Below are 25,340 nucleotides of genomic sequence, written 5' to 3'. Positions count from 1 at the left end.
TGGGCCGCGCCCGCGATGGCCATCCCCGGAGCGGCGTCTCGCCGTCGTAGGGTCCGCACCCTGCTGGGGTGCGGACCCGCGGCGTGTTCAGGAGCCGTCACCGCGTACCAGCCGCAGCGCTGGCCGGGTGTTCTCCTGCGGCTGTTCGTCCGGCAGGTCCGCGATGACCCGCCGGATCATGGCGCGCAGCTGCGCCTTGCGTTCGTCGTCGGCTTCCTCGTCGCCCTCGTAGGCGATCACGAAGCGGGCGCCGGTGGCTTCGTCTTCCCCGCTGTAGGTGCGGTACTGCGGCGTGGGGTCTGCTCTGTCCGGCACGGGGCCTCCGGTGTTCGGGGGCCTCACCGTAGACGACCGGTCAGCGGCGGGGAAGGGCTGTGACATCGGCGGGAAGCGGGGCCGCTGCTGCCGGACGGCCGCGTCCCGCCTGCCCTGCCCGGGGTCAGAGGCGGAGGTGTGTGCGGCGGGCGGTGACGAGGGCGCGCCAGCGGTCGCGGACCTGGTCGGGGCCGTCGTACCAGCGGGCGGGGGAGGGGAACTGGAGCTCCTGGCCGGCCATGAAGGTCGCGATGTCGGTGTAGTAGGCGTAGTCGCGGCCGCGGGTGAGGTGGTCGAGGTCGCGGATCGCGATCGCGAGGGCGCTCTGGTCGTCGGGGTCGTCGAGGACGGCGTGGTGGAAGCAGATCGCGAGGGCGAGCGCGGCCTCGGCGGCCCGCACGCCGGAGGCGCGGACCTCGGCGCCGAGGACGTCGGCGCGTTCGGGGACGGTGTCGCCGGGGGTGCCGGCGTCGCGGACGAGGGCGGCGATGCGGGTGGTGAGGGTGGTGGCGCGCAGGTCGAGGCCGGCCAGGAGCTGTTCGGCGAGGTGGAGGTCGTCGTCGGCGGCCTGGGGGTCGGTGAAGGCGCGGACGAAGGCGAGCTGGGCCTGGGAGGTGGCGGCCTCGCCTGCGACACCGTGGTGTTCGGCGTCGGCGCGAGCGGCTTCGTAGGCGGCGGCGGCCTGGTCCATCTCGGCGTGGACCCACCACAGGTCGCCGAGGACGCGGTGCCGGCGGCCGGCCCAGCCGAGGTTCTGGGCGGCGGCGAGCGCGGTGGGGAAGTCGCCGTCGAGGCGGGCGAGGTGGGCGAGGCCCCGGCGGGCGGCGGGGGCGAGGCGGGTGGTGCCGGCGGCGACCTGCCGCATGCCCTGGCGGGAGGCGTCGGTGCGGCCGAGGTCGCGGTGGGCCTTGGCCCGGTAGTAGAGGGCGAGGTCGGTCAGGTCCGCGGGCAGCAGCCGGCTGTCGATGACGCGGGTGAGGCGGTCGGCGGTGTGGGTGCGGTGTTCGCGCTGGCGGGCGGCGAGCGTGCGCAGGGCCTCGACCAGGGCGTCGGCCGGCGTCTGCAGGACCGCGGTGCCGGCCGGCCCGTGCCCGGCGCTCTGCCCGGGGTCGGCGGCGGGTGCGGGCGGGGCGATCGGTTCCCACACCGAGTCGGAGACGTAGGCCCACGCGGCGTCGGCGAGCCAGCCGAGGCCGAGGCGGTGGTCGCGGGCGAGGACGAGGCCCTGGCGCAGGCAACCGGTCAGCAGCGCCCGGCCGCCGGCGTCCCGCCCGGCAGTCCACCGGGCGCCGAGCGCGTCGAGGGCCCGGGCGGCGGCGTGCTGCCAGTCATCCGGGGACCAGCGGTCGTCGGTGTGGTCGTCGGCACGGCGGATCGTCGAGCGCACGACGGCGTGCAGGTGGTAGGGCCACAACGCGGCCTCGTGCTCGCGGACAAAGGGCCGCTCGATCAGGCGCAGCGCGGCGGCCTGGCGCTCCAGGCCGGCGGCGGCCGTGGCGAGGGGAACGTCGAAGGCGTCCAGGAGACTCGCGGCCCGCAGGACATGCCGCTCGTCGGCGGTGAGGTCCTGGAGGGTGCGAGCGAGCAGGGCGGGGAAGTCGTGCTCGAAGTCGGCGGGCTCGGCGGTGCGGGTGCGGCGGATCTCCAGGAAGCGCAGCACGGCGAGGTCCAGGTAGAGGGGCAGGCCATGGGAGCGGGCGGTGATGATCCGGCGCAGCTGGTCGTCGATGAGGGGCCGGCCGTCGCTGGTGAGGCGGCGGGTGAGGTAGTCCTCGCAGTCCTCGGGACTGAAGTCGCCGATCAGGATCTGCCGGCTGACGGCCGTCCCGGCCTGGTTGCCCGGGCCGACGGATTCGGCTGTACCGGTGCCCGCCGGGTCGGCCGTCCCGGCGCGGTCGGCACGGGCGGTGGGGATGTGGGCGGCGAGCTGCGGCCAGGCGGCGGGCCCGGTGAAGTCGAGCTGGCCCTGCAGCGCGGGATCGGCCCACTGGAGGCGGGAGCGGCCGGTGACGACGAACAGCGCGTTCGGCATCAGCCACACCACGCGCTGGATCAGGCGTTCCAGGTCGCGGTTGGTGCGGTCGCCGGTGTCCTCGAAGGTGTCGAGCAGCACGATGGGCACGACGGCCTTCTTCGCGGGAAGCCGGTCGATCTCGTAGGCGAGCAGGTGCGGGTAGTAGGAGAGCGCCTCCAGGTCCGGCTCGGCCTCCAGGAGGTCAGCGAGCCGTGGGCAGCCGGCCAGGGCGCGGGCGGCGGCGCGGCGCTCGCGCACCGCCCGGACGGCGGCGGTGGTGACCTGGCCGACGGCGGAGCCGATCGCGCCGGGCAGGCCCAGCTGCTGGGCGGCCTCTCCGAGGGCGGCCTGCAGCTGGCCGGGCAGGGCCCGTCCGGCGCGGCCGGCCAGGCCTGCGCGGCGCAGGTAGTCCTCCAGCGGCTCGCCGGGGTGATTGTGCTCCCAGTAGCGGCCGAGCGCGAGGTCGACCGCGGACAGCGGGCGGTCCAGGCCGGCCAGCGCGGCGCGCAGGGCGAGGACCAGGTGCTCGAAGTCGGTGCCGGCGGAACGGGCGAGGTCGACACGGACCGGCAGCAGCCGGGGCGAGGTGGGCCAGGTCGGCTCGCCCCACTGCGCGGGCCGGTCCTCGGAGGCGGCGAGCGCGGCCTCGAGCTTCCGTGACAGGGTGGTCTTGCCGATGCCGCCCACCCCGTGGAAGACCAGCACGTTGTGCCGTGGTGCCTCCAGGTCCTGGACGTCGAAGTCCGGGGCGCCGATCCGGGCCAGGTGCTCGGCGAGCGCGTCCGTCACCGTGCGCCACTGGCCCTCCCGGTTGGTGAACGCCTCGTCGGCGCCTACCCGCTCGTTCGAGCCGAACAGCGCCCGCAGGTCTCGCGCCACGTGTGCCCTCTCCCCCTGTGTCTGACCGGCCATCAACCTACGCCCTCGCCCACCGGCGGCGGTACCGATCGTCCGGCCGCCGAAGCGCTCTGCCATCGGGCCGCCGGGACGACCGGGCGCGGCATCGGCGGCGGGCCTGGCGTGTGAGACTGGCGGCGACCGTGACGATCCGATCCGAGGTGGTGCCACCGTGCCCGACCCCCGTCCCGAGGACGGCCCCGCTGAGAACCCCGGCCTGCCGGCCGGCTCCGGCCCGCAGTGGCCCCCCGACGAGTGGGACCGGGCGGCGCGGGTCATCACCGCGGTGGCGGCCTGGTACAGCTCGGGCATCCGCGACCTGCGCCGAGCGGTGCGGGAAGGCGCCGACCCGGCGGACCTGGACGTTCTGCTGGAGGCCCGGCAGCAGGCCATGACCGACCTCCAGCGGCTGAAGGACGGCGTGGACGCCGGGGAGGCCGCCCGCCTGGCCGACCACTACACGGCGGTCCTGGGGGAGCTGACCGGCGGGAGCTGACCGGTGCTCAGGCGGCTGGCACGGCGGGCAGCGGCCCGGCGGGCGGCACATCCAGCGGCAGGGGCCGCAGACGCTCCGGCAGGAGCGGGCGCGCGAGCGCCGCGATCTCCTCCACCTCCCGGCGGTGCTGGGGCAGCGCCCGGCGCACCGACGCCTGCACCGTGAGGAAGCGCCGCGCCTCCGCCTCCATGTAGGGGCGGTTCCGCTCGACGTGCAGCGCCCAGCCCGGCGTGCCGCCGGAGTGTCCCCGGCGCCACAGTGCGCGCCCGTCGCGGCCCATCACCACCAGGTCGTCGACCGCGTCGGAGGAGGCGGCCTGATCGACGGCGGCGGCCGCCGCCTCGAAGCACCGGTCGTGCCCGGCCGCGGTGGTGAACCGCGCCGGAGTTCCGTGGCGCTGCGCGTCCGCGTAGCGGGCGGCGGTGCCCTGGCGGCTGTCGGCGGCGCGCACCGCCAGCGCCAGGATCTGGACGCGGTAGCCGGCGCGGTGGAACGCTTCGGCGTCGGCCAGGACGTTGCGGGCGCTGCCGGGGGCGGTCTCGATCACGATGTCGCCGCGCCGCTCGCGCACGTACGCCTGCGCCATGGCGAACCAGGCCTTGTAGTCCGCGCGGATCGCGGCCCCCGCCTCGCGCGCCTCGCAGCGCAGCAGGTCGTAGTAGTCGGGGTGCATCATCTTGAGGTCGTCGCCGGCGAGGTGGACCGTGCCGGGGCGCATCGCGCGCCTGACCATGAGTGTGGTGGTGGTCTTGCCCGCGCCGGGCTGGCCCACCACGAACACCGCCACCGGCCGCTCCCGGGCAACGGTGCCGTCCAGGAGCATCGGTGCGATGTCGAGGTCGAAGATCTCGCGGTGCTCGGCCGCGGAGAGCCGGTGGAAGTCGACGCCGGGCGGCCGACGCAGGGCCTGCGCGATCCGGCGCACCGGCTCGGACAGCGCGGCGGCCCGACGCGCGTCGCGGGCCACCGCCAGCACGCGGTCGGCCGCAACCCGGTCCTCGGCCCGCACCAGCGCCCGCTCGGTACGGGCCAGCTCCCGCTGGAACCCCGCGCTCTCCACGGCGTCCCACCACCGGGCCCGCTCCGAGGCCACCGCCCGCGCCGCGCCCGGCGCCTTCGCCCAGGCGCCACCGACCAGGTCGTTGCCGTACAACGGCACCAGGCCCCGCCGCACCACGGTGACGCGGTCGGCCAGCATCTCCTCCTCGACCACCCGCAAAGTCGCCACCAGCGCGGCCGCGCACGCGTCGTGGTTCTCCCAGGACACGTACCGGCCCGCACCCGTCGCCAGCGCCTGCTCGGTGTAGCGGGCGAGGACACCGAGCTGGCTCCACGCCTCGGCGCAGGCCAGCGCCACCACCTCGATCCGGTACCCGGCCGCCCGGTAGGCCGCCGCCTGCGCGCGCACCTCGCCGGCGTCGGCGAGCGCGGTCTCCACCAGCGCGTCGAAGCGGCCCTCGCGCACCCGCTCCTCCACCGCGGCCTGCCACCGGCGGGTGTCCGCCCGCACGCCGGCCCCGGCGGTGCGCACGTCCTCCTCCAGCAGCACCGGGTAGTGCCGGTGCGCGGCCTTGTAGAGGTCGGCGCCGATCCGTACCGCTCCGCCCCGCGCGTCGAGGACGGCGTGCAGCAGGTCCCCGAGGGTGGTTTTGCCGCTGCCGGGCTGCCCCGCCACGAGCACCACCACGGGCCGCTCCTGGGCCACCGCCCCGGCGGTGGCCGCCGGAAGGACCACCCCCTCCAGCACCGCGCGGCTCTCCGCCTCCGAAAGCCCCACGTCCTCCCCCTTCATCGCTCTCCCCACCCTGATGGCCTTGCCCGCTCGTCCCTGCCGCCCGTGCTCAGGACTGGCCGGCGAGCCGATCGCGGAGCTCGGCGAGCGTGGCGCCGCTGGGAACGTGGACGTACTGCGCCCAGCCGGACACGTCGTAGCCGACCTGGGCCTTGAGCGCGGGGGAGGGCAGCCGGAACGTCCGCCCGTCGGGGATGTCGATCCACCCGTCGCCCGCCACCGAAGCGGTGTAGGTGAACTTCAGCCGGCTCTGGGTGTGCCGCAGCTGGTCGCCGGGCCGCACGAGCCCGGCCTCGATCAGCGGCATCAGCGCACCGGTAGGGCGCGCACCCGCGGGATCGGATGCCGGCCGCTCGCCGTCGAGCAGCAACCGCCGAAGGACATCGTTCGGCGTGTCCACCAGGGGCTCGCTGTGCCGCTGAAGGTAGGCGAAGACCTCGTCGTCGATCTGGATCGTGCGGCTGGGCTGCGCCACGATTCCCCCTCAAGATCAATCTTTTATCTCTGAACACCAGAGAACAACAGATGTGGTGTCCAGTGTATTCCGTCGCCGAAACCGCGGCCGCCACCCGCAAGCCGCCACGGCCCCTCAACAGCACCCCCGGGAATCGACCGACTGCAGCCAGTGTTCAATGGCACCGCCATCACCCAAGACGGGAAGGACACCCAGCACGTGGGACGCAGAAAGCCGGGCAAGCCACGCCGCGAACGCGGACCGGTCGAGTACACCCTGCAGCAGCTCCAGCCGCCCGGCTACGACGAGTGGCTGTCCCCCGCCCCCGGCTTCGACCCCGCACGGGCCGGAGCCGACCCCAGGCTCAGCCCCCAGGCCGTCGACCTCATGAGGCGACTGGGCCGACTGCGCCCCGCCTACGGTCCGAAGATCCCGCTGCAGGCCGCGTGGCTGGACCTGGCCCTGGACCGTGGCGTCCTGCGGCTGCGCCGTCCGGACGGCAGCATCGGCGACCTGCCCGCCGGCGAACTCGCGGGCATGCTCGGCGGCAGGGCCGAGGTGGCGGACGTGCGGAACGCAGTGCACGACCTCCACGCGGCCGGCATGCTCCTGGTCGAGCCGGACAGCGAGGACGCCGTGCTGCGCGTCGTCGTCGGCAAGCCCGTGAAGCCCGGCGATCCGTGGCTGTTCGGCGGGGACATTGCCAGCGACCTGGTGCCCAAGACCTGCATTCCGGGAGACCCGCAGACCCTGGGCGACGAGGAGTTCGCCGCACTCGGCTACCTCCGCTCCCACCTATCGGAGGGCACCGTCGGCACCGCGGAGGAGTACGCCACGTTCGAGGGCGTCGGATCCGTGGAGCGCGCCCAGGAGCTGTTCGACGCCGTCGCGGACCTGGTCGACGTCCGCGGCTGCCCGGCCTGCCCGACCGCTCACCTCTGCACGCGCGACCCCGACGCCGACCACACCGACCAGGCGGCGTGAAGCAGGGGTGGGCCCGGGGAACCGGGCCCACCCCTGCTTCACCGTCACCCCGGTGCTGCCAGCGCCCGCCGAGACAGCCGGCTCGGAGCGATCGACGGCCCACCGGACGTGGCCGCCGGCCCCGCCGCGCCCCTGCGCGCCGACGCCCGCCACTACGCCAAGGAGCACCGCTGACCATGGCCACCCCCGCCACCCACGACCTCCCCGGCCCGCGCAAGGGCCGCACCCAGCGCCTGGCGGCCGCGCTGCGCACCGAAATCACCAGCGGCCGGTGGCAGAGCGGCGAAGCACTGCCCACCGGCAGCGACCTCGCCACCACCTACGGAGTCAGCGCTGCTGTGGTCTCCGGCGCGATCGGCCTGCTGAAAAATGAGAAGCTCCTCACCGGCCCCGCCGGCGGGCGTACCCGGGTCGCCGACACCCCGGCCGTTCCGGGCCAGTCCGAGCTCGCCGAACTCGCCCGCCAGCTGCGCGCCACCCTGGCCGCAGACCAGCGCGCCGAACTGGTCCGCCTGCTCGCCGACACCCCGCCGACCGCAGGGATGGCAGCCGAGGACCTCGCACGGGCTGCGCACGCGTTGCACCAGGCCGTGCGCGCCGACGGCACTCCCGACCACAACGAGCTCGCCGCCCAGCTGCAGAAGGCCTTCACCGAGCTGGTCGCCGTGATGAAGTCCGCGGTCGCTCCCGCCGGACACCCGGCCGGGGCCTGGTGGGAGCGGGCTCACCAGGACGCCCAGGCCTTGGTCGTGGACCTCGCCAACACCCTCCCGCCGTCCAGCCGGTAGCCGCCGCCAGGGCAAACGACGAGGCCACAGCCCGAAAGCCGAAGCCTCGTCACGCTAAGCACCGTTGCAGTTAGACCGCTACCACCGGTGATAGCGCTTTGGCCTACCCGGACGCGGCCGGACTGCGAGGATGGTGATCATGACTGACCGCCGTCCTCTTGCGATGCCCGCCTTCTCCTCCGAAACCGCCGAAGCGCCCGTGTCCGCTCATCCCGGCGGGCGCCGACTGCTGCCGGCCGAGCAGGGCGCCGACTTCCGCCAGCCGCCCAGCGAGACCGCGGCCGCGCCCGCACCGGCCCGGCGTCCACTCGCGGCTGGCGGACTGACCTTCTCCGACCCGGACCGGCAGATCTGACCGGCCCGACCGACCCCTCCGCTGGCCTGTGGCATGTTCGCGGCCGAAAAATCCCAGGTCAGGGACCTTTCAACGTCGGCTTTCGAGGTCTAGCATTCCCGATCACGGCGGCCCCACCACAGCACCACCGGGCCGCCGGGCAGAGCAGCCGCGCCACGTCCTCCCGGCGCTGCTTGCCTCCCACCGGCCGGTCCTGCGGAACACACCCCCCTTGCTTCCCCGGGGCCGGCCGGTCTGCTCCTCCAGCGGTTCGGCCTGGAGCGTCTCGTACGGGCGGCCGGGAGCGGGCAGACTACTGGCTGTCCGTCATCGACCGGGGAGGCCGGAACCATGGATCCCGACACCGAGCTCCAGGAGCACGCCGAGCGGTACGCCGCCAGCCACGGCCGGCACCCGTTCACCGACGCCTGGCCATGGGCGGAGGCGGTCGTCGCCTGGTACCGCCAGCGGCCGGAGCGGCTGACCTCCCGCGCGGAGGTTGTCCTCGGGGAGGACGACTGGGCCCTGGTTGTCGCCGGCGTGGCCGAGTCGTTGCGGCTGCGGATGCGCACCGGCGAGATCGGCGACATCCGCGTGGACCTCCTCGCCGACGAGCTGCTGCTTTGGGCCCAGGTCGGGCACGAGTTCCCGCAGCCCGGAGAGGCCGGATGGCCAGCCCCGGACGGGCCGTACGCGGACCGCTGGGACGCGCTGGCCGATGTGCTGATCGCGGGTACCGGCCGGGGCCGGAGCGTGGTCAGAGCCGTGACCACCGTGCTCAAGGAACTGGAGCTCCTCGCGCGCTCCCGGCCGTACCTGCGGGGAGCGGCGTACAACATCCTGATGGAGTACCGGTTCGCCGCGCAGGGCTGCGACATGGTGACGTTCGCCGAAGTAGCCCCGGCACTCGGGGTCAGCCCCGTCCCGGTCCAGGACGTCGCCTGGTACGCCGGGTTCGCAGGCCTGGAGGAATCGCTGGCGAGCTGACCCGTCCCCGCGGCGGCGAGGGCAGCGGTGCTGCCGGGCGCCGCCACTGTGGCCTGCCGCCCGATCAGGTGAATCCGGCGCGGCCGCCGCCCGCCCCGGTCTGCCCGCGGACCACCCTGGAGGGCACACGGACTCAGCGACGAAGGGGCTGCGGGTGGCCGACCGCGAGGTGGAACACATCGAGCAGCTGAGCGCCGCCCTCGCCGTGCTCGGCGCCGACTGGCAGCCCGACCAGGTCACCGACGACGCCACCCGCGCCGTCATGCTGGCCACCGCCCTGCTGGGCGCGGCCGAGGCGCACCTGGTCGGCGCCGAGATGGACGCCGAGCAGGCCGGTGCCGACATCGACGCGCTGCGCACCGCGTACGGGCCGGTCCGGGGCGAGGTCGTGGCCGCCGCGATGCCCACCGCGGCCGACGCCGAGCGGCTGCTGGTGGTGCTGCGGATCGGTCTGCTCGTCGGGGACCTGAGCCGGGCGGCCGGGCCGGACGAGCAGGCCCCGGACATCGAAGCCCTGGCCGCCGCGCGCGATCTGGCCAGCGCCGCGGCGGCGATGGTGACCTATCACTACGCCCCGTCGTTCGACGACGGCTCGGGCGTTCCATCGGTCGACGAGTCTCTGACGCTGGCGTTCGCGATGGCCGCCCAGGCCACCCGCCGCCTCGCCCGGATCGCGGGACTGCCGCCGGACGCCGACGACGCGCAGAGTGAGGAGTGACCGGGTAGAGGCGCGCCGCGTGGTCGGCGGTACCCAGAGCGGGCGCGCGGTCTAGCGCGGTTCCGGCCGGGGTGCCCCTCGCGCTCCGATCGCGAGGGGCCTCGGCCACCAGCGCGGCGTCGAGCGGGGCCGCCGGTGCTTACGGCTGTTCGGCTGCCGGCTCCCGGCCCTGCTCCGTCTCTTCGGCTGCTGTCGCAGTGCCTTCTTCGGCGGGCATCGGGTCGGCGGCAGCAGCCTGGGCCACGTCCTGGTCGTCGCCGTCGGGTTCCTGGTTCGGCTCCGGTTCCCGGCGCTCCTGCTCGGTGGGCACCTCCGCGACGCCTTCTTCGGCGGGTAGCAGGTCGGCGGTGAGGAGGGGGAGGCCGAGCCGGTGGGCGGCGGCCGCGCACAGCGCGTCCGGCATCGGCAGGTCGACGCCGGCGGCGGAGGCCTGGGCGGTGAGCTCCAGGGCGAGGGCGGTGTCGGCGGCGAGGGTGGCGCGGTGCTTGGCGGGGCCCGGCTGGCGGACCCCGACGACGGCGAGCTCCGCCAGCACGGCGTCGGCCTGCTCGTGTACACCGGCGCGGGCGAGGACGGTGAACAGTTCGGTGACGGCGGGCTCGGGCAGCACGGCCTGGCCGAGCCAGGTGGCCGCCCGGGAGCCGGGCCCTGCGCTGATCCACGCGAGGACGGCGCGGGCGGTGAACACCACCCGCTGATCGCCGAGGGGCAGGATCGGGGCGTTGTCCGGCAGGGGGCGCAGCGCGGCCGGCAGCGGGCCGGGGTTCTCGTCCTCGGGGAGGGGGTGGCCGCCGGTGAGCAGGTGGGCGGGGCCGGTCGGCAGGTGGTCGGCGAGGAGCGGTTCGAGGGTGGCGCGGAGCCGGTCCCGTACGGCCCAGAGCGGCTCGATGGTGATGGTGCCGTCGTCGGCGGTCCGGATGGCGACCAGGGCGCCCTCGGTGATGCGTGCGGCGCGCTGGATCTGGGTGGGCAGGACGAGTCTGCCGCGCTGTCCGACCCGGGCTGTGGCGATGACGGGCCCTGTGGTGGTGGTCATGGGCGGACCGTAGCCCGCAGACCTCACTGGTGTGGGCGGTATTCGAATCTGCTCACCCGAAAGCGTTGTGGGACCTGCGTGCAGGTCTGGCCCACATCTGGAGCATCGGTGCGCTGATTCCGCATCGGCTCACATATCCAGTCCGGGGGCGGTGGCCGTCGGTCCGACGGCCACCGCGATCGGCGCCCGACCACCCGACCACCCGACGGTTCGACGACCAGCACGTCCGCACGACCCGCCAAGGGCCCGTCACCCCCACCGACCAGGGGGCGACGGGCCCTTCCGCATGCCCCCGACGAAGGAGACCGATACCGACGCTGCACTACACCCCCGCCGCCGCCCGGACCCTCGCCCGCCTGGAGAAAGGACGCCGCGCCGACCCGCGCCGGCTGCGCCGGGTCCGCCGGGCGCTGGAGCACCTGGCCGCCGACCCGCATCACCCGGGCCTGCGCAGCCACCGCTACGCGGTCCTGCCCGGCCACCGCGGCACGGCGGCGTGGACGTCCTACATCGACCAGGGGCCGGGCGCCTGGCGGATCCACTGGGCCTGGGGCCGCGACGGCGGCGCGGTCACCGTGCTGCGGGTGGGCCCGCACCTGTAGGCGGAGCGTCGGAAGGCAGGCCGACCGGGGTGGGACGGGGGCTGTCCAAGCCCTGTCCCACCCCGTGTCTCAGGTGTCCGATTCCACCCGTTTCGCTAGGACAGTCCCAGCCGTTTTCCCTGGTAGTGGCGCTCCGCGCTTGGGCTGGGACAGGAGCTGGGACGCCCGGTCCGGCGGGCGGCTACCGGCCCGGGGCGGCGCCGTCGATCGCGGCGAGCAGCCGGGCGTGGACGGCGGTGGCCGCTTCCCGGGTGGCCGGGTCCTCGCTCTTCAGCTGGGGTGCGATGAGTTCGGCGGCCGCGGCGAGGACCGGCACCGGGACGGTCGCCTCGCGCAGGTGGAGGAGCTGGGCGGCGGCGAGTTCGCCGGGGGTGGCCTGGGCGCGGGTGTTGGGGATCAGGGAGTTGAGGCCCCGGGGCAAGGGAGACTGGGTGCTGGTCACCCGCCTCATTCTTCCGTGCCCCGGGGCCCGGGTGGTCACCACGGCCGGTCGTCGGGTTCCTCGTCGGGCAGGGGGCCGTGGTGGTGGCGGGCGATGGCCTCCAGCAGTGCCTGGCGGGCCTGGCGTCGGCGGTCGTCCTCGGTGCGGCCGGCGTCGGCGGCCCAGTCGGGCGGCGGCCGGTCCTGCGCGGCCGCGGTGAGCTCCCGGCCGAGTTCGCCGATCGCGTGGTGCCAGGCGGCGAGCTGGCGGCGGAGCTCACCCACGAGGTGGTCGACGGCCGCCGCCGGATCGGCGCCGAACGCCCGGGCCTCGCTCGCGGCCTCGCCGAGGACGTCCTCGTCCAGGCCGTCGAAGGCGTCCCGCCACCCCGCCGTCTCGGTTGCCGCTTCGAACCGGTCCAGCACGGTGCGCAGCGCGGTGTCGACGGTCTGTGGTGACCAGGGTGGCGGGGTGCGGGGCGCGCGGACGGCGTCGTTCAGCGCCTGGGCGGCGCCGGGGCCGAGTGCCCGTCGGGCGCGGCGGGTGGGGGGCGGTGTCATGCCGGTCGTGGCCGCGCGAGGTTGGTGGTGCCGTCGCCGTTCGCGCCGCCCAGGTCCTCGACGACGCGCAGGTCGAGTTCGGCGGCGATGAGGTGCAGGTGCTCCCACTGGTCGGGGTCGAGGCCGAGCGCGGGATCGTCGGCCACGCGCAGCAGGGCGGCGGCCGCGATGCCGCCTCCGGCGGCGGCGAGCGCGTTGTGCAGAGCCTCCGCACGCGCCTGTTCGCCGCGGCCGCCCTGGTAGTGCAGGGCGATCTCGAAGGACTCGGCCGCGCTGTCGAACACCCGCCGGTAGGCGAGGCGGTCGAGCGGATCGCCGTGCTCGTGGCCGAGAGTACGGGGCTTGCGGACCGGCAGGACGCGGGCGTCACCGGCGGCGGTGGCACCCCGGCCGGACTCGGTGGCGGCGGCCAGCTCGCCGGTGAGCACGGTGAGCTCGCGCTCCAGGTCGCCGAGCACGCAGGACGGGAGCGCCGCGGCGAGCGCGCACACGGCCACCAGGGCGAGCCGCTCTCCGCCGTGGAGCTCGGGCAGCGTGCCGGTGGTGTGCGAGGCGCCGAGCACCACGTCCGCAGCCAGGGTGTAGCGCAGCTCCTCGGTCAGCAGGCCGTCGCTGCCGGGGATGATCTCGCGGCTGCTCGCCCGGACGATGGCGTCGGCCGCTCGCTCCAGCAGCCGGGCGTGGTCTTCCTCGCCCTGACGGCCGGCCAGCTCGCGCACCCACCCGGCCGCCGCCTCGCCCGCACCGGCGGCCCGGTGCAGCGCCGCCGACGCTGCAGCGCGCTGCGCCTGGTCCTCGCCGTCGGGAGCCTTGGCCTCATCGCGGGTCTCGGAGTGCTGCTGCGGCGCGGTCAGCGCAGAGGTCGTCATGCCGGTGAAACCGCCGCGAGCCCCGGTCGGTCACGGGCAGCAGCGGGTGCAGCAAAGGCACCCTTGCTGCACCGAGGCGCGCTGCTGCCCCGCCGTGCAGCAAAGACGCCCCCGCTGCACGGCGGGGCAGCGCTGCGCAGCGCGCCGGTCCGTGCTGCGCGCCGCCCGCTGCGCATACGCGGTGCGGGACAACCTGCTGCGCAGCGGGGACAACGGTGCTGCGCACGGCCGGGGTCGCCGCGCAGCGGGCGCTGCACGGCGCTCTGCTGCCGGCTGTTTCACCCCGGGGGAAAGGGCGCCGGGGGTGGGGTTTAGCATCCGGGGATGAGTTTCTCCCCGGGGGTTAATGCGCTGTCCGAGCTGATGCTGTTCGGCGCGCCGACCTGCAAGATGTGCCGCAAAGAGATGGAGCCGAGCAGCACGGGCCGCCCGAGGAAGTACTGCTCGAAGAAGTGCTCGTCGAAAGCCGACCGGGCCAGGGAGAAGGAGAAGCAGGCCAAGGCCCTTGCCGCGGCCGCCGAAACGCCCCGGGGCGAAACAGGGCTGCCCGACGGCCTGGCCGACGACCCGGCCGCGGCCGAGCTCCTCACCCTCGGCGAGGAGCTGCTCCAGCACGACCGGCTGCTGCTGCTTCAGCTGGATCGGGCATCCCGGGACAACGACCCGGCCCTTGCGCGCCAAGCGGTCAGCGATGTGCTCCATGCCGCCTACGTGCTGATGCAGCGCCACCGCGAGCTGGCCGAGAGGCTGCTCGTCGAGCACCCCACCCAGGCCCCGGCGGCGGGACAACCGGCTCCGGACGCCACTGGAACGCCCCGGGGCGAAACCCGCACCGGCCCCGGGAGCACCCCGGGGGAAGCCGCCGCCGTACCGGCGGCCGCGCCCGCCTCCCCTGCCGCGGCCGCCGTCCCGGATCCGGCGGCACGGCCCGCAGACCGATCCCCCCGGGGAGAAACGACGACGGGTCACGGTGCTGTCCGCACCGCGCCGGCGGCCCCGCCGGCGGCCCCGCCGGCGGCCCCGCCGGCGGCCCCGCCGGCGGCCGTTGCCCCCCGGGGAGAAAGGCCGTCCGCCGCCGCCACCCCCGAATCCGCGCCCACTGCACCCCGGGGAGAAACCGCGGCACCGGTCGGCGGCGCGGGAGCACGCGGCCAGGTCCCGCAGCCGGCCGAGAATGGCGGTCGGCTGCGGGACCTGGTCGACCGGAGTCTGGCCCAGCAGACCATCCCCGCCCCCGGGCCCGCCGGGCACAGGCCCGCGGACCGGACGGTGACGGTGCCGCGTGACCCGCTGCTGCGCGGCCTGCCCCGCAGCATGGACGTCCACATCCCGCTCGACCCGCAGGTCTTCGGCTACAACTGGGCGCTGGCCGGCTGGACGGTGAAGCCCGACGTCCTGCTGGTCCTCGGCGAGGGCCACCAGGTCGGCTGGGTCGAGCGAGGCCTGGACGGCGGCGACGGCTGGGTCGCGGTGTACGCGGGCTTCTTCCTCGGTGACGCCGCCACCCAGCAGGCCGCCCTGCGCGCCACCGCGCAGGACGCCGCCCGCACCGTCCATCAGGCCTACCTGGAAGACCTCTGACGGTGCGGCGAGCGGGTGAGGATGAGGCGGGCGGGCAGGCCGAGGCAGTTACCTGACCGTCACCGGGGCGGTTGATGGTGATGAAGGCCATCGCCGTGAGACCGAGGGAGAGCTGCCGATGGACCGCCTGCCGCACGAGCCGTACATCGACGCCGTGACCCGGGCGATCGGCGAGGCCGGGTACCCGGCCGGTCCGGACTCCTTCACCGAGTACGACAGCTCGGACGGCGAGCTGATGTGGCTGGAGGCGTTCATCGACCTCGGCCCCGGCGAGGACGACCAGGACGAGGAGGAGCCGGTGCGGACCGGACTCGCCTGGAAGCAGACCACCGGCTGGCTCGTCGGCGACTACGACGGGCGCGGCCGATACGAGCACATCCAGAAGGTCTTCGCCGACGGCTCCGTGCTGCCGACCCCGGCCGCGGTCGCCGCCATCGTCCGGGACTGGTTCAACGGCGGCACTGGGTGGCCCAAGCCGACCGCCGACGACACCGCGCCCACCGGCGGCCCGCTGCCGGGCCCGGTTGCCGACGCGCTGGAGGCCGGCGACGTCACCGCCGACCTCGCGGCCCGGCTCGCCGCCTACTGGCCCGCCGTCTGAGAACCCGGCCAGCCGCCCCTCCACGGGTGATCCCGGTCACGGACAAACCCGGAGGACAAGGCCCTTGACCAGGGCAAACCGGGCGGGACAACCCTCTGGTCAAGGGGTGCGGTCAGACCGCGGACAAGGGGGTGGTGTGCAGGGTCGGCCGCGTCCGGGCGTTCGCCCGGGTGCCGGGCCGACGACCGCACCGGTCCCGGCCTCGCCTTGACGGAAGGCCACCTTGATGACCGCCACCGCGCTCGCCCAGCCCGAGCCCGAGCCCGATCCCGACCCCGACGACGTCGGCCGGCCCGGCGACCACCACCGCCAGGAGCCTCCGGGCGAGGCCCCGTCCGAGCCGGGCGACGGCACCTTCGCCACCCCCATGGGCACCTCCGCCGCCACCTCCACGCCCCACCCGGCCTCCCGCCGCGTTCGCGCAGGTCAGGTCCCCAGGACAAGGGGGTCGGGCCGTGGCGACAACCCCTTGGCTCTTGCTGTCGAAGACAGCAAGAGCACGCCCTGGAGGAGAGGATCGACCGCCCCGGTACGCGGCCGCGTGCTGATGACACTCGCGCTGTTTCAGCGGGCCACCGCCCGGGAGCTGTGGCCGCTGGTGGTACCGAACCAGCGCGTCGACCGCTCCGTGCGCGACGCGCTCGGCGACCTGGACGACGCCGGGAAGGTCCGCGAGGAGCTGCGCCTGCCCGACGGCCGCAAACTCTGGTGCCTGACCCCGGCCGGCCGCCGCGACGCCGCCGCCCTCCTCCCGGCCGGGACGAAGCTCGCCGCAGCCCGCCCGCTGCGCGAGAAACCGTCCGCCGCCTACTCCGAGCACGCCCTGGACGTCGCCGCCACCGCCGGCTTGCTCGCCAAGGCCGGCTTCGGCCACCTCGCCGCGTTCTCCACCGAGGTCGAGCACAAGCTGCCCGGCCGCCGTAGCCTGTTCGCCGACCTGGTCCTCACCGACCCCGGCACGGACGTCCCGCTCCTCCTGGTCGAAGTCGACCGCGACAACGAGGGCACCGGCGCCCTCGTCGCCAAACTCGCCACCTACCGCGCCTGGTGCCGGCTCCCGGCCAAGGGCGCCACCAAGCGCGCCTTCGAGGCCTCGCTCCACCGCGCAGGTGCCCGCACCCACGACCTGCGCCAGTGGACCGCCACCTACCCGCCCACCGGCCGCGAAGGCCTCCCACCCGTCGCCCTGGTCCTCGCAGCCGGCCGCAAACGCAACCGCCGACCCGGCACCCCACCCCTCACCGAGGAGCAGAAGAAGGCCAAGGCGAAAGCCGACCACGAGCGCCTGCTGCGCCGCATACGCGAGGTCGAGACCGCCTCCGAGCACACCTGGCACGCCCCCACCTACCGAGGCGAGGAAACCACCGCCCGCGACTACCACCGCGCCCTCCCCGTGGTGGCCACCACCATGCCCCTGCTGCGCCGCTTCGGCGCCGACGGGCCGATCTGGTGGCGCTTCGGCGGCCGGCGCTGGGCCACCCTCACCGAGGCGCTCAACAACGAGGACGGCGACCAGCTGCTGGAGCAGCAGCAGGAGGACGCCCGCCGGATACGGCAGGAGGAGGAGGCCGAGCGCCGGCGGGCCGAGCGGGAGCGCCGCCGTCCGGCCTGCACCCGCTGCTCGGCCAAGTTCTCGGACGAGCGATGGGCCGAGCAGGAGCAGGCCGACACCTGGGACGACGACGGGCTGTGCTCCGGCTGCCGTCAGGCCGACGTCGACCAGCGGGCCCGGCAGGAGGCCGAGCACGAACAGGCCGCGCTCGAAGCCGCGGCCGCCGAGGAGAAACGAGCCCGCTCCTGGTGGCGGCGCTCCTGACCCGCTGCTCCCCGCCGCAGGGCTGCTGACCTGCGGCGGTGAGTTTGGGCACCCCCGCTGACCTGCAGTGGGGAGTTTCGCTCACCGGCCGGTGAGTTTCCCTCCCGGGCCCAGTGAGATTGCCCGGCCCGGGCAGCCACCGGCCGGTGAGTTTCGGGTATCTATCCAGGTCAGAGGCCGGTGAGAACGGGACCGTCCCCGTTCTCACCGGCCCGGGGCTGGACCGTCCGGGTGGCCGCCGGGTTGCACGGCCAGGCCGGGTGGGCAGAGCCTTCGGCATGACGACACCTTCGACCAGGCGCCGACGCCGTCCGGCCCAGCTCGCCGAGCCCGCCCCTGTTACGCCGGTCCGGGCCGCGAGGCCGTCGGTGCCGGCCCGCTCACGTCCGGCGGGCGGGTGCTGCCGGACCTGGTCGAGCGAGCACCTCACCCACGGCGGGGCCGTCGTCCGGACGACCTGGCACGAACCCGCCTGCCCGACCTGGCCCCGACGGTGACCACCAACACGGACACCGAGCGGTGCGGTCCGGACGCGGGTGTGTGAGGTCCTGCTCCACGACGGTCCGCACCTGGCCTACTGACGGTGCAACACGGGCTGCAACACGCGCAACACGAAGGCCTTGACAGATCCCCGCGTTGCACCCCTGACCTGCACGAACTACGGGGAAACCCCGGGGTGCAACGCGTTGTTGCACCCCCGATTCCCGTCCTGAGGGCCGACCCGAGCCGAGCCCGGCCGATGCCGTACCCGGCTCCGGGCGGCGGCCGCCGGAATACCGGTGCGTCACTCTTTCGAGTGGACTTTCCGGCCGTGCTGTCGGGGAGGTTTGCTGCGGTGAAGGCTTGCTGCCGTGACCGATACCAACTTGTTCCAGCCAGGCACCACGGTGGTGCGCCGCGACGTCCACGCCGACCGCGTGTGGACCGCCATGCCGCAGCGGGTGGTCGCCGACACCGGCCACGTGCTCACCCTGGCCTACTGGCCCGGGATCGAGAGCCTGGCCCCGACGACCTGGATCACCGCCACCCGCACCGGCGACGACGCGACCCGCAAGCAGGGCCTGGAGGACCTGGCGGCCGGCACCTGGACCCTCGGCCGCTACCAGTGGACCGGCACCGAACTGCTCTCCTACTTCCTGGCCGGGGAGTGGTTCTCCGTGCACTGCTTCCAGGACGCGGTGACGAAGGAACCGATCCGGTGGTACGTGAACTTCGAGAAGCCCTACCAGCGCCACCCCGGCGGCATCGACACCCTCGACCTCTGCCTGGACCTGGTCGTCACCCCCGACCTGTCCGGCCACCACTGGAAGGACCGCGAGGAGTATGCGCAACTGCGCGGCCTCGGGGTGATCGACGACTACCTCCACCGCCAGGTCGAGCGGGCCCAAGGGCGGGCGCTCACCATGCTCGACAACGAGAGCGGCCCGTTCGCCGCCGGCTGGCCGACCTGGGCACCGGATCCGTCCTGGCCGCTGCCCGTCCTGCCCGACGACGCCGACGACCCGGCCACTGGCCGGTGACCGCGCCAGCCCGGGTACGGGTGTGCGCGGTGCTCCTCCACGATGGTCGCCTGGCGCTGATCCGGCGCGAGCGCCCCGACGGCGTGCAGCACACCCTGCCCGGCGGCCTGGTCGAAGAAGGCGAAGACCCGGCCACCGCGCTGCGCCGCGAGCTGCTGGAGGAGCTCGGCCTGGACTTCGCCGGCTTGCCCGAGCCGCCGGCGCTGCGCTTCGTTCAGGAGCAGGAGACCGAGCGGCCCGGCGAGAGCGTGGTCTTCCGCCGCCGGCACCTGGTCTTCACCGCCTACCTGCCCGGCCGGCTCCACCACACAGTCGCCGTCGCCGAGCAGGACGACCCGGATCGGGCGCCGGTGGTCTGGCTGCCGGTGGCCGACGCGGCCGGCCTCCACCTCTACCCGGCCATCGGCCCGGTCCTCGACCAGGCCACCCTGGCCGCCACCACAGGTGGTCCGTTGTCGCTCCCGCCGATGACCGGCGGCTCCTACCGGTGGCGCTGACCGTCGGGCTCGGCTCGGCCGAGCAGGCCGGCGGGTGCGCGCTGAGCACGGTTCCGCCGCCCCTACCTCGGCGGCGGCTACGCGGCTTCGCCCTCTGCCGGCTCTCCGGTGTGCTTGAGCCGGCTGCGGGCGGCCACCCGGTCCTCGCCCGACAGCCCGGCCCAGAACTCGTCGGCCCACACCGACTGGGCGGCTTGGCGCTCGGCCTCCTCCAAGCGCGCCGACTCCGCCAGCAGCTCCTCAGCGAGACCCTCCCGGGCCGCCTCCAGGTCACCGTTGAAGGTCGGCAGCGCGGCCAGGTGCGCCCGGCGCTCGGCCTGCACGGCCACCAGTGCGCGCTGCGCCTCGATCAGTCGGTCGGGGTACTCGAAGGTCTTCTGCTGCTTGCCCACGGCAGGGAATCGTACGTGCGAGCGGATCCGTGTCCGGCTGCGCCCCGTCGGCACACCTTGACGGCCGTCCCGGAATGGGCGGGCGGATTCCTGACGGTTGTCCCGGGTACCTTGATGCCCGTCCCAGGGTCCGGCGGGATTCCTTGATGGTCGCCCCGTCGTCCGGCCGGTCACCTTGATGACCGTCTTGGAAGGCTTCCCCGACACCTTGGAGGCCGTCCCGCCGGGGGCCCGCGAACCTTGGAGGCCGGGTAAAACTCGCAGGTCAAGGCGTTGGTGGGGTCGGGTGTGGATACCTTGATGGCCGCCCGGGCGTGCCGGGGCGGCCACCCGCCCCATGTGCACAGCACCGCCGGTGGCGGCGTCGCCGAGACCGGCGCGCAGCCGCGTTGCGCCGCGAGGAGTGATCCCGTCGGCGAGATCTTGGACTTGCTCAGCGCGCTGCGGCGTAGCCGACGAGGGTGTCGAGGGCGGTGTTCGCGGCCGAGCGCCGTTCGGCGGTCGTCATCAGCTCGCACTCCCGGTACATGCCGTCCGTCGTCGCGCCCAGGCCGGCGCGGGTCAGGCGCCGAAACTCCGGGCTGGCGACGCCGGGCGCTTCGAGGTCGGTCAGCGCAGCGGGGATGTTGCCCACGAGCTCGATGATCGCGCCGCACGCCAGTTCCACCAGCCGGGCGGTGGTCACCGCGTCCTCGACCAGCAGCGTCAGCGCCATGTCCTGGCAGGAGACGCAGCCCTCGAAGGCCGCGCCGGTCACCTCCGCGAACAGCCGGCTGTCCGCTTGCCGGCCGCCCGGTTGCGGGATGGCCTCCAGGCCCCAGCCACAGTGGTCGTGATCCGCCCCAGAGCGGGGCCGCCGCGGCTTGCCGGACTTCTCGCGCCCCACGCAGTCCTCCTCGTGCGCCTGCGGACCGGCCGGTCCACCGGCACCGTAGCGGCCCGGAGCACTGCTGCGGGCCGCTACGGCCAACCCACCCGATCGTGTTCCTCGGCTTCGGGGGCGCTCACCTTGGTGACCGCCCCCGGGCCCGGGCCGCTCACCTTGATGGTCTTCCAAGGTATCGACGGAACCTTGGAAGATAGATCACGGAAAGGTAACGCGGCAGGTCGGATGGTTGGTGAGTTGAGCTGAACACCTTGATGGCCACCACCGGGCGCGCTGGGGCGGCCATCAAGGTGAGAGCGGGCCGGTCAGTTGTGCCGGCCGGCGGCGGTGAGTTCGTGGAAGCCGAGCGGCTCGGCCTGGCGGTCCGCCAGCGGGTACCAGGCCGCTCCGGTCGGTCCGTACTGCTGGAGGGCCTCCAGGCTGGCAGCGGCGGCCGGGACGGCCGTGAGCATCTTGGCGACGTGCCGGTCCTCGGCGTGCACCTGGAGCTCGTCGACCCGGTTGTCGAAACCGACCTGGCCGGTGCCGGTGAGAACGAACAGCAGCCGCGGGAAGCGCACATACCGGCGCTGCCACAGCGGTACCCGGCCGCCCTGCTCGGCCTCGATGGTGCCCGCGCGCATCCCGGCCGGGAGCGTCTTCGTCGACCAGTAGCGGGCATAGGTGTGCAGCTTCGACGCCAGCCGCTCGGCACCCATCGTGCCGCGGTCGACCTCCACGAACGCCCGCAGCCGTGCGATCGTGCCGTCCGGCTCGCGCACCCCGTAGTACAGCAGGCCGTCCGGGCGCACCGAGCCGTCCCGGCCCTCGGCGAAGCGGTGGGTGACCTCCGGGATGAAGTCGAACGGCCCGTACCCGTCCCCGCGCGCCCGGGCGTCGGCCAGGAACGCCAGGTGCGTGCGCACCACGGCCAGCTGGTGCCACAGCGTGTACTTGAACGCCGTCGCATCCCCCGGCAGCCGCGGCGCCGGCACCTCGGCCAGCTCCGGGAACGCGGCCGCGATCCGGGCCCCGTGCTCGCTCAGGAACCAGCCCTTCGCCCGCCCGGACCGCGGCAGCACCAGCTCGACCACCAGTCCCTCGTCCCGCAGCCGCCGCAGCCGGCCGCGCATCTTCTCGATACTGCCGTCCGGAGCGTGCAACTGCCGCAGCTGCTCGGCGGTGGCGATCCGGAACTGGAACAGCGAGGCGAGCACGGCCCAGGAGATCTCCACCTCCCGCGCCTCGCTGTCCGGCTCCGCCCCGGTCCGCGCCCTGCCCCTCGTCGCCCTGGTCGTGCTCGTCGTCTCCGTCGTCATCACGGTGCCCTTCGGCGGGCGCGGGGCCGGGTGCCCCGCGCGGTCGCCGAAGGGAATCCCGCACACCTTGGCGGATCCCTTGGCGATCCAACCTCCAGCGGCAACGATCACGTAACAGCCCAGGCCGAGGCGGCCATCAAGGTGTTCTCCAACTTTGGTGGACTCCTTGATGCCGGGCCCCGAACCTTGGAGAACTCCTTGATGGCCGGCCTCCAACCTTGGAGACGGCCCCGGCACCTTGACGGATGTCTTGATGCCGGGGGCCGGGCACCTTGATGCCCGGCACGGCACCGGCCGCCAGGCGGCCCTACAACTCCCAGGCGCTGCACCGGCCCCGCGTGTGGTTGGCGAGGGTCTCCCAGACCGCGGCGCCCGGGCCGTGCTCCTCGAGGTCGGCCAGGCGGGCGACGCCGGCCTTCACGCCCGTCAGCATCCGGGCGACCATCGGGTGGCCGTCGGCGATCGCCTGGAGGTCACGCATATGTCGGCGGGCGGCCTGCTCGCCGGTGTCGGCCAGGACGAACAGCAGCCGAGGGAAGGCCGGGTACCGCTGCTGCCAGGCCGGGAGAACGCTCTGCGAGTAGGAGGTGCGCCGCAGGTGGGCCGGGACGGGGTGGTGCTCGTGGAAGCGGGCGTAGCCGATCAGCTTGGCAGCGAGCTTCTCACTGGCCATCGTGCCGCGGTCGACCTCCACGAACGCCCGGTGCAGACGACGGTGCTGCCCGGCTTGCACGTAGTGCAGCAGGCCGTCGGGGATCACCGCTCCGTCCCGGCCTTCGCCGAAGCGGTGGTAGACCTCGGGCAGGAAGTCCAGCGGCCCGCACTCGTCCCCCGCCGCCCGGGCGCCGGCCACGAAGGCGACGTGGGTGCGTACGACGGCCAGGACGTGGCCGACCCGAAGTCGGGCCGCGGTCTTGTCCTCGGGCAGCGGCGGGGAGGCGACGCCCTCCAACTCGGGGAAGGTCGCGGCGATCCGCACCGCGTGCTCGGTCAGGAACCACGCCTGCAGTTTCCCGGCCTGCGGCAGCACGACGGCCTCGACCAGGCCCTCGTCCTTGAGCCGTCGCAGCCGCTTGCGCATCTGCTCCGGGCCAACGTGCGGGGTGTGCAGGACGCGCAGCTGCTCGGCGGTGGCCATCCGGAACTGGAACAGCGCGGCGATCACGTCGTGGTCGATCTCGGGCGGAACAGCCATCACGGACTCCTCGGGTCGGTACCCGCCGCCCTGGTGGCAGCGGGCACCGAATGGAAGCCCGCGGTTCTCACCGGTTTTCTCACCAGCGAACGCCCCTGCGGTCACGATCCGACAACGGGTGCACTAACCGGCCCGGTAAGGGGTGGTGAGAACGGGTGCGCCAACCGGCTGCCGCCCCGCCCGCCCGCTGCGCCCAGAATTTAGGGAAAACGGCAGGTCAGGGCAGGTGGTGAGTAGCTGGAAAGGTTGAACTCACCACCCCGACAACCCTTCCTTCCTTCTTCTTTGGTCTTTGTAGTTGTTGTTGTAGTGGCAGTTGTCGTTGGTCGGTAGGGTTCGGCGCCTGCGGCGGGCCCTTTCTTCTTCGGCGTCCGGCTGGTGCCGGCCGCGCGTGGTGGGGCGGCGCGGGGCGCGGGCGGGCCCTGGAAGACCGCTGACGAGGCGGAGACGGCTCTGGCCGCCGGGTTCCTCGGACACGGCGGGCAGAGCGGGCACAGGCGCCCTGGAGAGCCTCCAGCGGGCAAGAGCGCCGGGCGGGGTCAGCGCCAGTCGAGGCCGAGCGCGGCGAGCTGCTCCAACTGCTCGCCGGTCAGCTTCGCCCGGCGGGTCTTGGTGTTGGAGATCCACACCCCGAGCTTCACCTCCACCGTGCCGCCGTCGCCGTCCGGGATCTCCTCGACATGGCTTCGGGGCATGGTCACCGAGCCGGTGCGTGCCTGGTACTGGGCGAGTGAGGCCAGACCGCGGTCGAACGCGCTCGGCTTCCCTCGACCAACGTTCCTCGCCGCCGCGCCCTTCCCCTGCCCCGCCGGGGCAGCCAAGGGTTCGATTCCCGCTGCGCCTTGCTCAGACCCTGCCAGACGATGTGCTGACGCTGGCGTTCCAACCACCGCCCCACGTCCAGCCCGTGCAGCGTCACCCCGGGCAGCAGACCCGCCGGCTGCGCCCCGCCCTGGAGGCACTCGGCGACGGCGGCCCAGTGGCGTTGCCAGTCCAGCGGCCACGCCGGGTTCCAGTCCGGGTCGATCCCGGCGAGAGCCTCCACCCGGTCCGCCCGCCCGCCGAGGACGCCGGGGCGGCGCTGCTCATCACCGGCCCGTTCGCCAACGTCTTCGACTGCTGCCCCACCGCTCGCGCGGGCCAGCTGCTCCTCCTCAACGTTCCCACCGACGACACCTGACCCGCCGACCGCACCCGGCCCGCGAGGCCCTTCCCCGTGGCCTGCGGGCTCGCAGTGTCGGCGACAGTTGGGCCGCTCGGTTCTGCGGTGCTGTCCCACAATGCGGGTGGTGGGTGCCGGGGTCATGTGGGGCAGGCAGACCTAACCTTCTGGTTGGGGAAGTAGTGCGTTCTCTCTGCATCAGTGAGGTCGCGTGAAACAGCCTTGCAGATGGCGTTGGCCGCCGCGTCCAGCTGAACGTAGGTCCACAGGCGGACGGCGTTGTCGTCACCGGCAATGGCGAGGGTGTGCCCGTCGGGACTGAACGCCAGCGACCACGTACCTCCGGTAATGGTAGTGGTGAGGGGTGGCAAGGGGCTTGCCCGTGGCCACGTCCCACAGGCGGACAGTGTTCTCACCCCCGGCGGTGGCGAGGGTGCTCCCGTCAGGACCGCACGGCCCGGTACCGCCCGCTCCTTTCGGCTCCTGTCCCCGCTGGGCTCGGTTCTGCGGTGCTGTCACACAAGGGGGTAGGGCGGGTGGTGGGTGCCGGGGCCATGTGGGGCAGACGGGCCCGATTCCCTGGTCGGGGATCCGGGCCTTCTCGTCCTTGGTCAGGTCGCGTGAAACGGCCTTGCAGACGGCGTTGGTCAGGCGATGGGCCGAGTGCTTACCAGGCGCAGACCTCGTTAATGGACTTGGGTAGGTGGTATTTTCGGATCTCGTTGGGGGAGAAACCACTCGCGACGGTCCTGCAGATCTCGCTGATTGCGGTGTCCGGTGCGGTGTAAGACGTGAGCAGCGCGGTGCCGTCGTTGTTGCCGGCGGCGAGGGTGCGCCCATCCGGACTGAACGCCACCGAGTACACGCCTCTGGTGTGGCCGGTGAGGGTCGCGATGGTCTTGTGGGTGGTGGTGTTCCACAGTCGCGCGGTGTCGTCGTCGCTGCCGGTGGCGAGGGTACCGTCCGGGCTGAACGCCACCGAGAACACGGCACCGGTGAGGGTCGCGATGGTCTTGTGGGTGGTGGTGTTCCACAGCCGCGCGGTGCCGTCGATGCTGCCGGTGGCGAGGGTGCGCCCATCCGGACTGAACGCCACCGAGTTCACGGCGCCGGTGTGGCCGGTGA

The 25,340-nt window shown here is 74.1% G+C and carries 28 protein-coding genes; 13 read left to right on the top strand and 15 right to left on the bottom strand.

Annotated features, from left to right (window positions below):
- Positions 1-87: 87 nt before the first annotated feature.
- Together ACFU9E_RS30430 and ACFU9E_RS30425 are read right to left on the bottom strand one after the other, a co-directional pair.
- Positions 88-315: a hypothetical protein gene (locus tag ACFU9E_RS30430; protein ID WP_380686570.1), complete on the bottom strand. Its 228-nt coding sequence runs from the start codon at positions 313-315 to the stop codon at positions 88-90.
- 124 nt (positions 316-439) lie between these two features.
- Entirely contained in the window at positions 440-3,208 is a 2,769-nt protein-coding gene (locus tag ACFU9E_RS30425; protein WP_380686572.1) for an ATP/GTP-binding protein, read from the bottom strand.
- Positions 3,209-3,398: 190 nt separating this feature from the next.
- Here ACFU9E_RS30425 and ACFU9E_RS30420 point away from each other — a divergent pair, with 190 nt between their 5' ends.
- Positions 3,399-3,722, top strand: coding sequence for a hypothetical protein (locus ACFU9E_RS30420; RefSeq protein ID WP_380686574.1), 324 nt, complete (start codon positions 3,399-3,401; stop codon positions 3,720-3,722).
- A gap of 7 nt (positions 3,723-3,729) precedes the next feature.
- Here the strand turns inward: ACFU9E_RS30420 and ACFU9E_RS30415 are convergent, their stop codons facing one another.
- A complete protein-coding gene (locus ACFU9E_RS30415; RefSeq protein ID WP_380686576.1) occupies positions 3,730-5,499 on the bottom strand; it encodes a zeta toxin family protein in 1,770 nt (589 codons plus the stop codon).
- A 64-nt stretch (positions 5,500-5,563) separates the two neighbouring features.
- The gene (locus ACFU9E_RS30410) at positions 5,564-5,989 is read right to left on the bottom strand and encodes a hypothetical protein (RefSeq protein ID WP_380686578.1); all 426 of its coding nucleotides are present in this window, start codon (positions 5,987-5,989) and stop codon (positions 5,564-5,566) included.
- Between the two features lie 198 nt (positions 5,990-6,187).
- On the opposite strand from ACFU9E_RS30410, the gene ACFU9E_RS30405 reads away from it, so the two are divergent.
- The 5 genes from ACFU9E_RS30405 to ACFU9E_RS30385 all read left to right on the top strand — a co-directional run bounded on the left by ACFU9E_RS30405 (position 6,188) and on the right by ACFU9E_RS30385 (position 9,779).
- Positions 6,188-6,952, top strand: coding sequence for a hypothetical protein (locus ACFU9E_RS30405; RefSeq protein ID WP_380686580.1), 765 nt, complete (start codon positions 6,188-6,190; stop codon positions 6,950-6,952).
- A gap of 176 nt (positions 6,953-7,128) precedes the next feature.
- The gene (locus tag ACFU9E_RS30400; protein WP_380683197.1) at positions 7,129-7,740 is read left to right on the top strand and encodes a FadR/GntR family transcriptional regulator; all 612 of its coding nucleotides are present in this window, start codon (positions 7,129-7,131) and stop codon (positions 7,738-7,740) included.
- 139 nt (positions 7,741-7,879) lie between these two features.
- The gene (locus tag ACFU9E_RS30395; RefSeq protein WP_380683198.1) at positions 7,880-8,095 is read left to right on the top strand and encodes a hypothetical protein; all 216 of its coding nucleotides are present in this window, start codon (positions 7,880-7,882) and stop codon (positions 8,093-8,095) included.
- A gap of 330 nt (positions 8,096-8,425) precedes the next feature.
- Entirely contained in the window at positions 8,426-9,061 is a 636-nt protein-coding gene (locus ACFU9E_RS30390; protein ID WP_380683199.1) for a hypothetical protein, read from the top strand.
- Between the two features lie 154 nt (positions 9,062-9,215).
- Entirely contained in the window at positions 9,216-9,779 is a 564-nt protein-coding gene (locus tag ACFU9E_RS30385; RefSeq protein WP_380683200.1) for a hypothetical protein, read from the top strand.
- A 139-nt stretch (positions 9,780-9,918) separates the two neighbouring features.
- On the opposite strand, the gene ACFU9E_RS30380 is transcribed toward ACFU9E_RS30385, so the two are convergent.
- Positions 9,919-10,815 (bottom strand): hypothetical protein, encoded by an 897-nt coding sequence (locus ACFU9E_RS30380; protein ID WP_380683201.1) that lies wholly within the window; start codon positions 10,813-10,815, stop codon positions 9,919-9,921.
- A gap of 65 nt (positions 10,816-10,880) precedes the next feature.
- Here ACFU9E_RS30380 and ACFU9E_RS30375 point away from each other — a divergent pair, with 65 nt between their 5' ends.
- The gene (locus ACFU9E_RS30375; RefSeq protein WP_380683202.1) at positions 10,881-11,417 is read left to right on the top strand and encodes a hypothetical protein; all 537 of its coding nucleotides are present in this window, start codon (positions 10,881-10,883) and stop codon (positions 11,415-11,417) included.
- Positions 11,418-11,598: 181 nt separating this feature from the next.
- On the opposite strand, the gene ACFU9E_RS30370 is transcribed toward ACFU9E_RS30375, so the two are convergent.
- Genes ACFU9E_RS30370 through ACFU9E_RS30360 form a run of 3 tightly spaced genes read right to left on the bottom strand, consistent with a single transcriptional unit; the run spans position 11,599 to position 13,267 of the window.
- Positions 11,599-11,859 (bottom strand): hypothetical protein, encoded by a 261-nt coding sequence (locus tag ACFU9E_RS30370; RefSeq protein ID WP_380683203.1) that lies wholly within the window; start codon positions 11,857-11,859, stop codon positions 11,599-11,601.
- A 35-nt stretch (positions 11,860-11,894) separates the two neighbouring features.
- Positions 11,895-12,398 (bottom strand): hypothetical protein, encoded by a 504-nt coding sequence (locus ACFU9E_RS30365; protein WP_380683204.1) that lies wholly within the window; start codon positions 12,396-12,398, stop codon positions 11,895-11,897.
- Positions 12,395-13,267, bottom strand: a complete 873-nt coding sequence (locus tag ACFU9E_RS30360; RefSeq protein ID WP_380683205.1) for a hypothetical protein — start codon at positions 13,265-13,267, stop codon at positions 12,395-12,397. The genes ACFU9E_RS30365 and ACFU9E_RS30360 overlap by 4 nt, the downstream gene beginning before the upstream one ends.
- Before the next feature lie 324 nt (positions 13,268-13,591).
- On the opposite strand from ACFU9E_RS30360, the gene ACFU9E_RS30355 reads away from it, so the two are divergent.
- The 5 genes from ACFU9E_RS30355 (at position 13,592) to ACFU9E_RS30335 (ending at position 19,282) form a co-directional block, all read left to right on the top strand.
- Positions 13,592-14,848, top strand: a complete 1,257-nt coding sequence (locus ACFU9E_RS30355; RefSeq protein ID WP_380715512.1) for a hypothetical protein — start codon at positions 13,592-13,594, stop codon at positions 14,846-14,848.
- Positions 14,849-14,966: 118 nt separating this feature from the next.
- Positions 14,967-15,449, top strand: coding sequence for a hypothetical protein (locus ACFU9E_RS30350; protein ID WP_380683207.1), 483 nt, complete (start codon positions 14,967-14,969; stop codon positions 15,447-15,449).
- A 226-nt stretch (positions 15,450-15,675) separates the two neighbouring features.
- Entirely contained in the window at positions 15,676-17,265 is a 1,590-nt protein-coding gene (locus tag ACFU9E_RS30345) for a replication-relaxation family protein (protein ID WP_380683208.1), read from the top strand.
- Between the two features lie 851 nt (positions 17,266-18,116).
- On the top strand, positions 18,117-18,785 hold the full coding sequence (locus ACFU9E_RS30340) for a DUF402 domain-containing protein (protein ID WP_380683209.1): 669 nt from the start codon (positions 18,117-18,119) through the stop codon (positions 18,783-18,785).
- A complete protein-coding gene (locus tag ACFU9E_RS30335; RefSeq protein ID WP_380715510.1) occupies positions 18,782-19,282 on the top strand; it encodes an NUDIX domain-containing protein in 501 nt (166 codons plus the stop codon). The genes ACFU9E_RS30340 and ACFU9E_RS30335 overlap by 4 nt, the downstream gene beginning before the upstream one ends.
- Before the next feature lie 77 nt (positions 19,283-19,359).
- Here the strand turns inward: ACFU9E_RS30335 and ACFU9E_RS30330 are convergent, their stop codons facing one another.
- From ACFU9E_RS30330 to ACFU9E_RS30310, 5 genes are all read right to left on the bottom strand, one after another.
- A complete protein-coding gene (locus tag ACFU9E_RS30330) occupies positions 19,360-19,674 on the bottom strand; it encodes a hypothetical protein (protein WP_380683210.1) in 315 nt (104 codons plus the stop codon).
- A 433-nt stretch (positions 19,675-20,107) separates the two neighbouring features.
- Complete coding sequence (locus ACFU9E_RS30325; RefSeq protein WP_380683211.1) at positions 20,108-20,560, bottom strand: hypothetical protein; 453 nt, start codon at positions 20,558-20,560, stop codon at positions 20,108-20,110.
- Between the two features lie 305 nt (positions 20,561-20,865).
- Complete coding sequence (locus ACFU9E_RS30320) at positions 20,866-21,858, bottom strand: replication-relaxation family protein (protein ID WP_380683212.1); 993 nt, start codon at positions 21,856-21,858, stop codon at positions 20,866-20,868.
- Between the two features lie 307 nt (positions 21,859-22,165).
- Positions 22,166-23,053, bottom strand: a complete 888-nt coding sequence (locus ACFU9E_RS30315) for a replication-relaxation family protein (protein WP_380683213.1) — start codon at positions 23,051-23,053, stop codon at positions 22,166-22,168.
- Between the two features lie 539 nt (positions 23,054-23,592).
- Positions 23,593-23,943 carry a helicase associated domain-containing protein gene (locus ACFU9E_RS30310; RefSeq protein WP_380715508.1) on the bottom strand — a complete coding sequence of 117 codons (351 nt, stop codon included), beginning with the start codon at positions 23,941-23,943 and terminating at the stop codon, positions 23,593-23,595.
- A gap of 17 nt (positions 23,944-23,960) precedes the next feature.
- On the opposite strand from ACFU9E_RS30310, the gene ACFU9E_RS30305 reads away from it, so the two are divergent.
- Complete coding sequence (locus ACFU9E_RS30305) at positions 23,961-24,233, top strand: hypothetical protein (protein ID WP_380683218.1); 273 nt, start codon at positions 23,961-23,963, stop codon at positions 24,231-24,233.
- Between the two features lie 122 nt (positions 24,234-24,355).
- On the opposite strand, the gene ACFU9E_RS30300 is transcribed toward ACFU9E_RS30305, so the two are convergent.
- Both ACFU9E_RS30300 and ACFU9E_RS30295 read right to left on the bottom strand, forming a co-directional pair.
- Positions 24,356-24,631, bottom strand: coding sequence for a hypothetical protein (locus ACFU9E_RS30300; protein WP_380683215.1), 276 nt, complete (start codon positions 24,629-24,631; stop codon positions 24,356-24,358).
- 251 nt (positions 24,632-24,882) lie between these two features.
- On the bottom strand, positions 24,883-25,340 hold a 458-nt coding region (locus ACFU9E_RS30295; RefSeq protein WP_380683216.1), incomplete at its 5' end, for a WD40 repeat domain-containing protein.

Source organism: Kitasatospora sp. NPDC057595 (genome assembly GCF_042800875.1).
In the GTDB taxonomy this organism is placed as follows: Bacteria; Actinomycetota; Actinomycetes; order Streptomycetales; family Streptomycetaceae; genus Kitasatospora.
This window is presented reverse-complemented; position numbering and strand designations above follow the sequence as displayed.

What these genes read in the sequence shown, in the direction of transcription:
- ACFU9E_RS30400 (WP_380683197.1), top strand. Translation starts at nt 7,129, where the DNA reads ATGGCCACCCCCGCCACCCACGACCTCCCCGGCCCGCGCAAGGGCCGC.
- ACFU9E_RS30395 (WP_380683198.1), top strand. Translation starts at nt 7,880, where the DNA reads ATGACTGACCGCCGTCCTCTTGCGATGCCCGCCTTCTCCTCCGAAACC.
- ACFU9E_RS30390 (WP_380683199.1), top strand. Translation starts at nt 8,426, where the DNA reads ATGGATCCCGACACCGAGCTCCAGGAGCACGCCGAGCGGTACGCCGCC.
- ACFU9E_RS30380 (WP_380683201.1), bottom strand. Translation starts at nt 10,815, where the DNA reads ATGACCACCACCACAGGGCCCGTCATCGCCACAGCCCGGGTCGGACAG.
- ACFU9E_RS30365 (WP_380683204.1), bottom strand. Translation starts at nt 12,398, where the DNA reads ATGACACCGCCCCCCACCCGCCGCGCCCGACGGGCACTCGGCCCCGGC.
- ACFU9E_RS30360 (WP_380683205.1), bottom strand. Translation starts at nt 13,267, where the DNA reads ATGACGACCTCTGCGCTGACCGCGCCGCAGCAGCACTCCGAGACCCGC.
- ACFU9E_RS30355 (WP_380715512.1), top strand. Translation starts at nt 13,592, where the DNA reads ATGAGTTTCTCCCCGGGGGTTAATGCGCTGTCCGAGCTGATGCTGTTC.
- ACFU9E_RS30350 (WP_380683207.1), top strand. Translation starts at nt 14,967, where the DNA reads ATGGACCGCCTGCCGCACGAGCCGTACATCGACGCCGTGACCCGGGCG.
- ACFU9E_RS30345 (WP_380683208.1), top strand. Translation starts at nt 15,676, where the DNA reads ATGACCGCCACCGCGCTCGCCCAGCCCGAGCCCGAGCCCGATCCCGAC.
- ACFU9E_RS30320 (WP_380683212.1), bottom strand. Translation starts at nt 21,858, where the DNA reads ATGACGACGGAGACGACGAGCACGACCAGGGCGACGAGGGGCAGGGCG.
- ACFU9E_RS30315 (WP_380683213.1), bottom strand. Translation starts at nt 23,053, where the DNA reads ATGGCTGTTCCGCCCGAGATCGACCACGACGTGATCGCCGCGCTGTTC.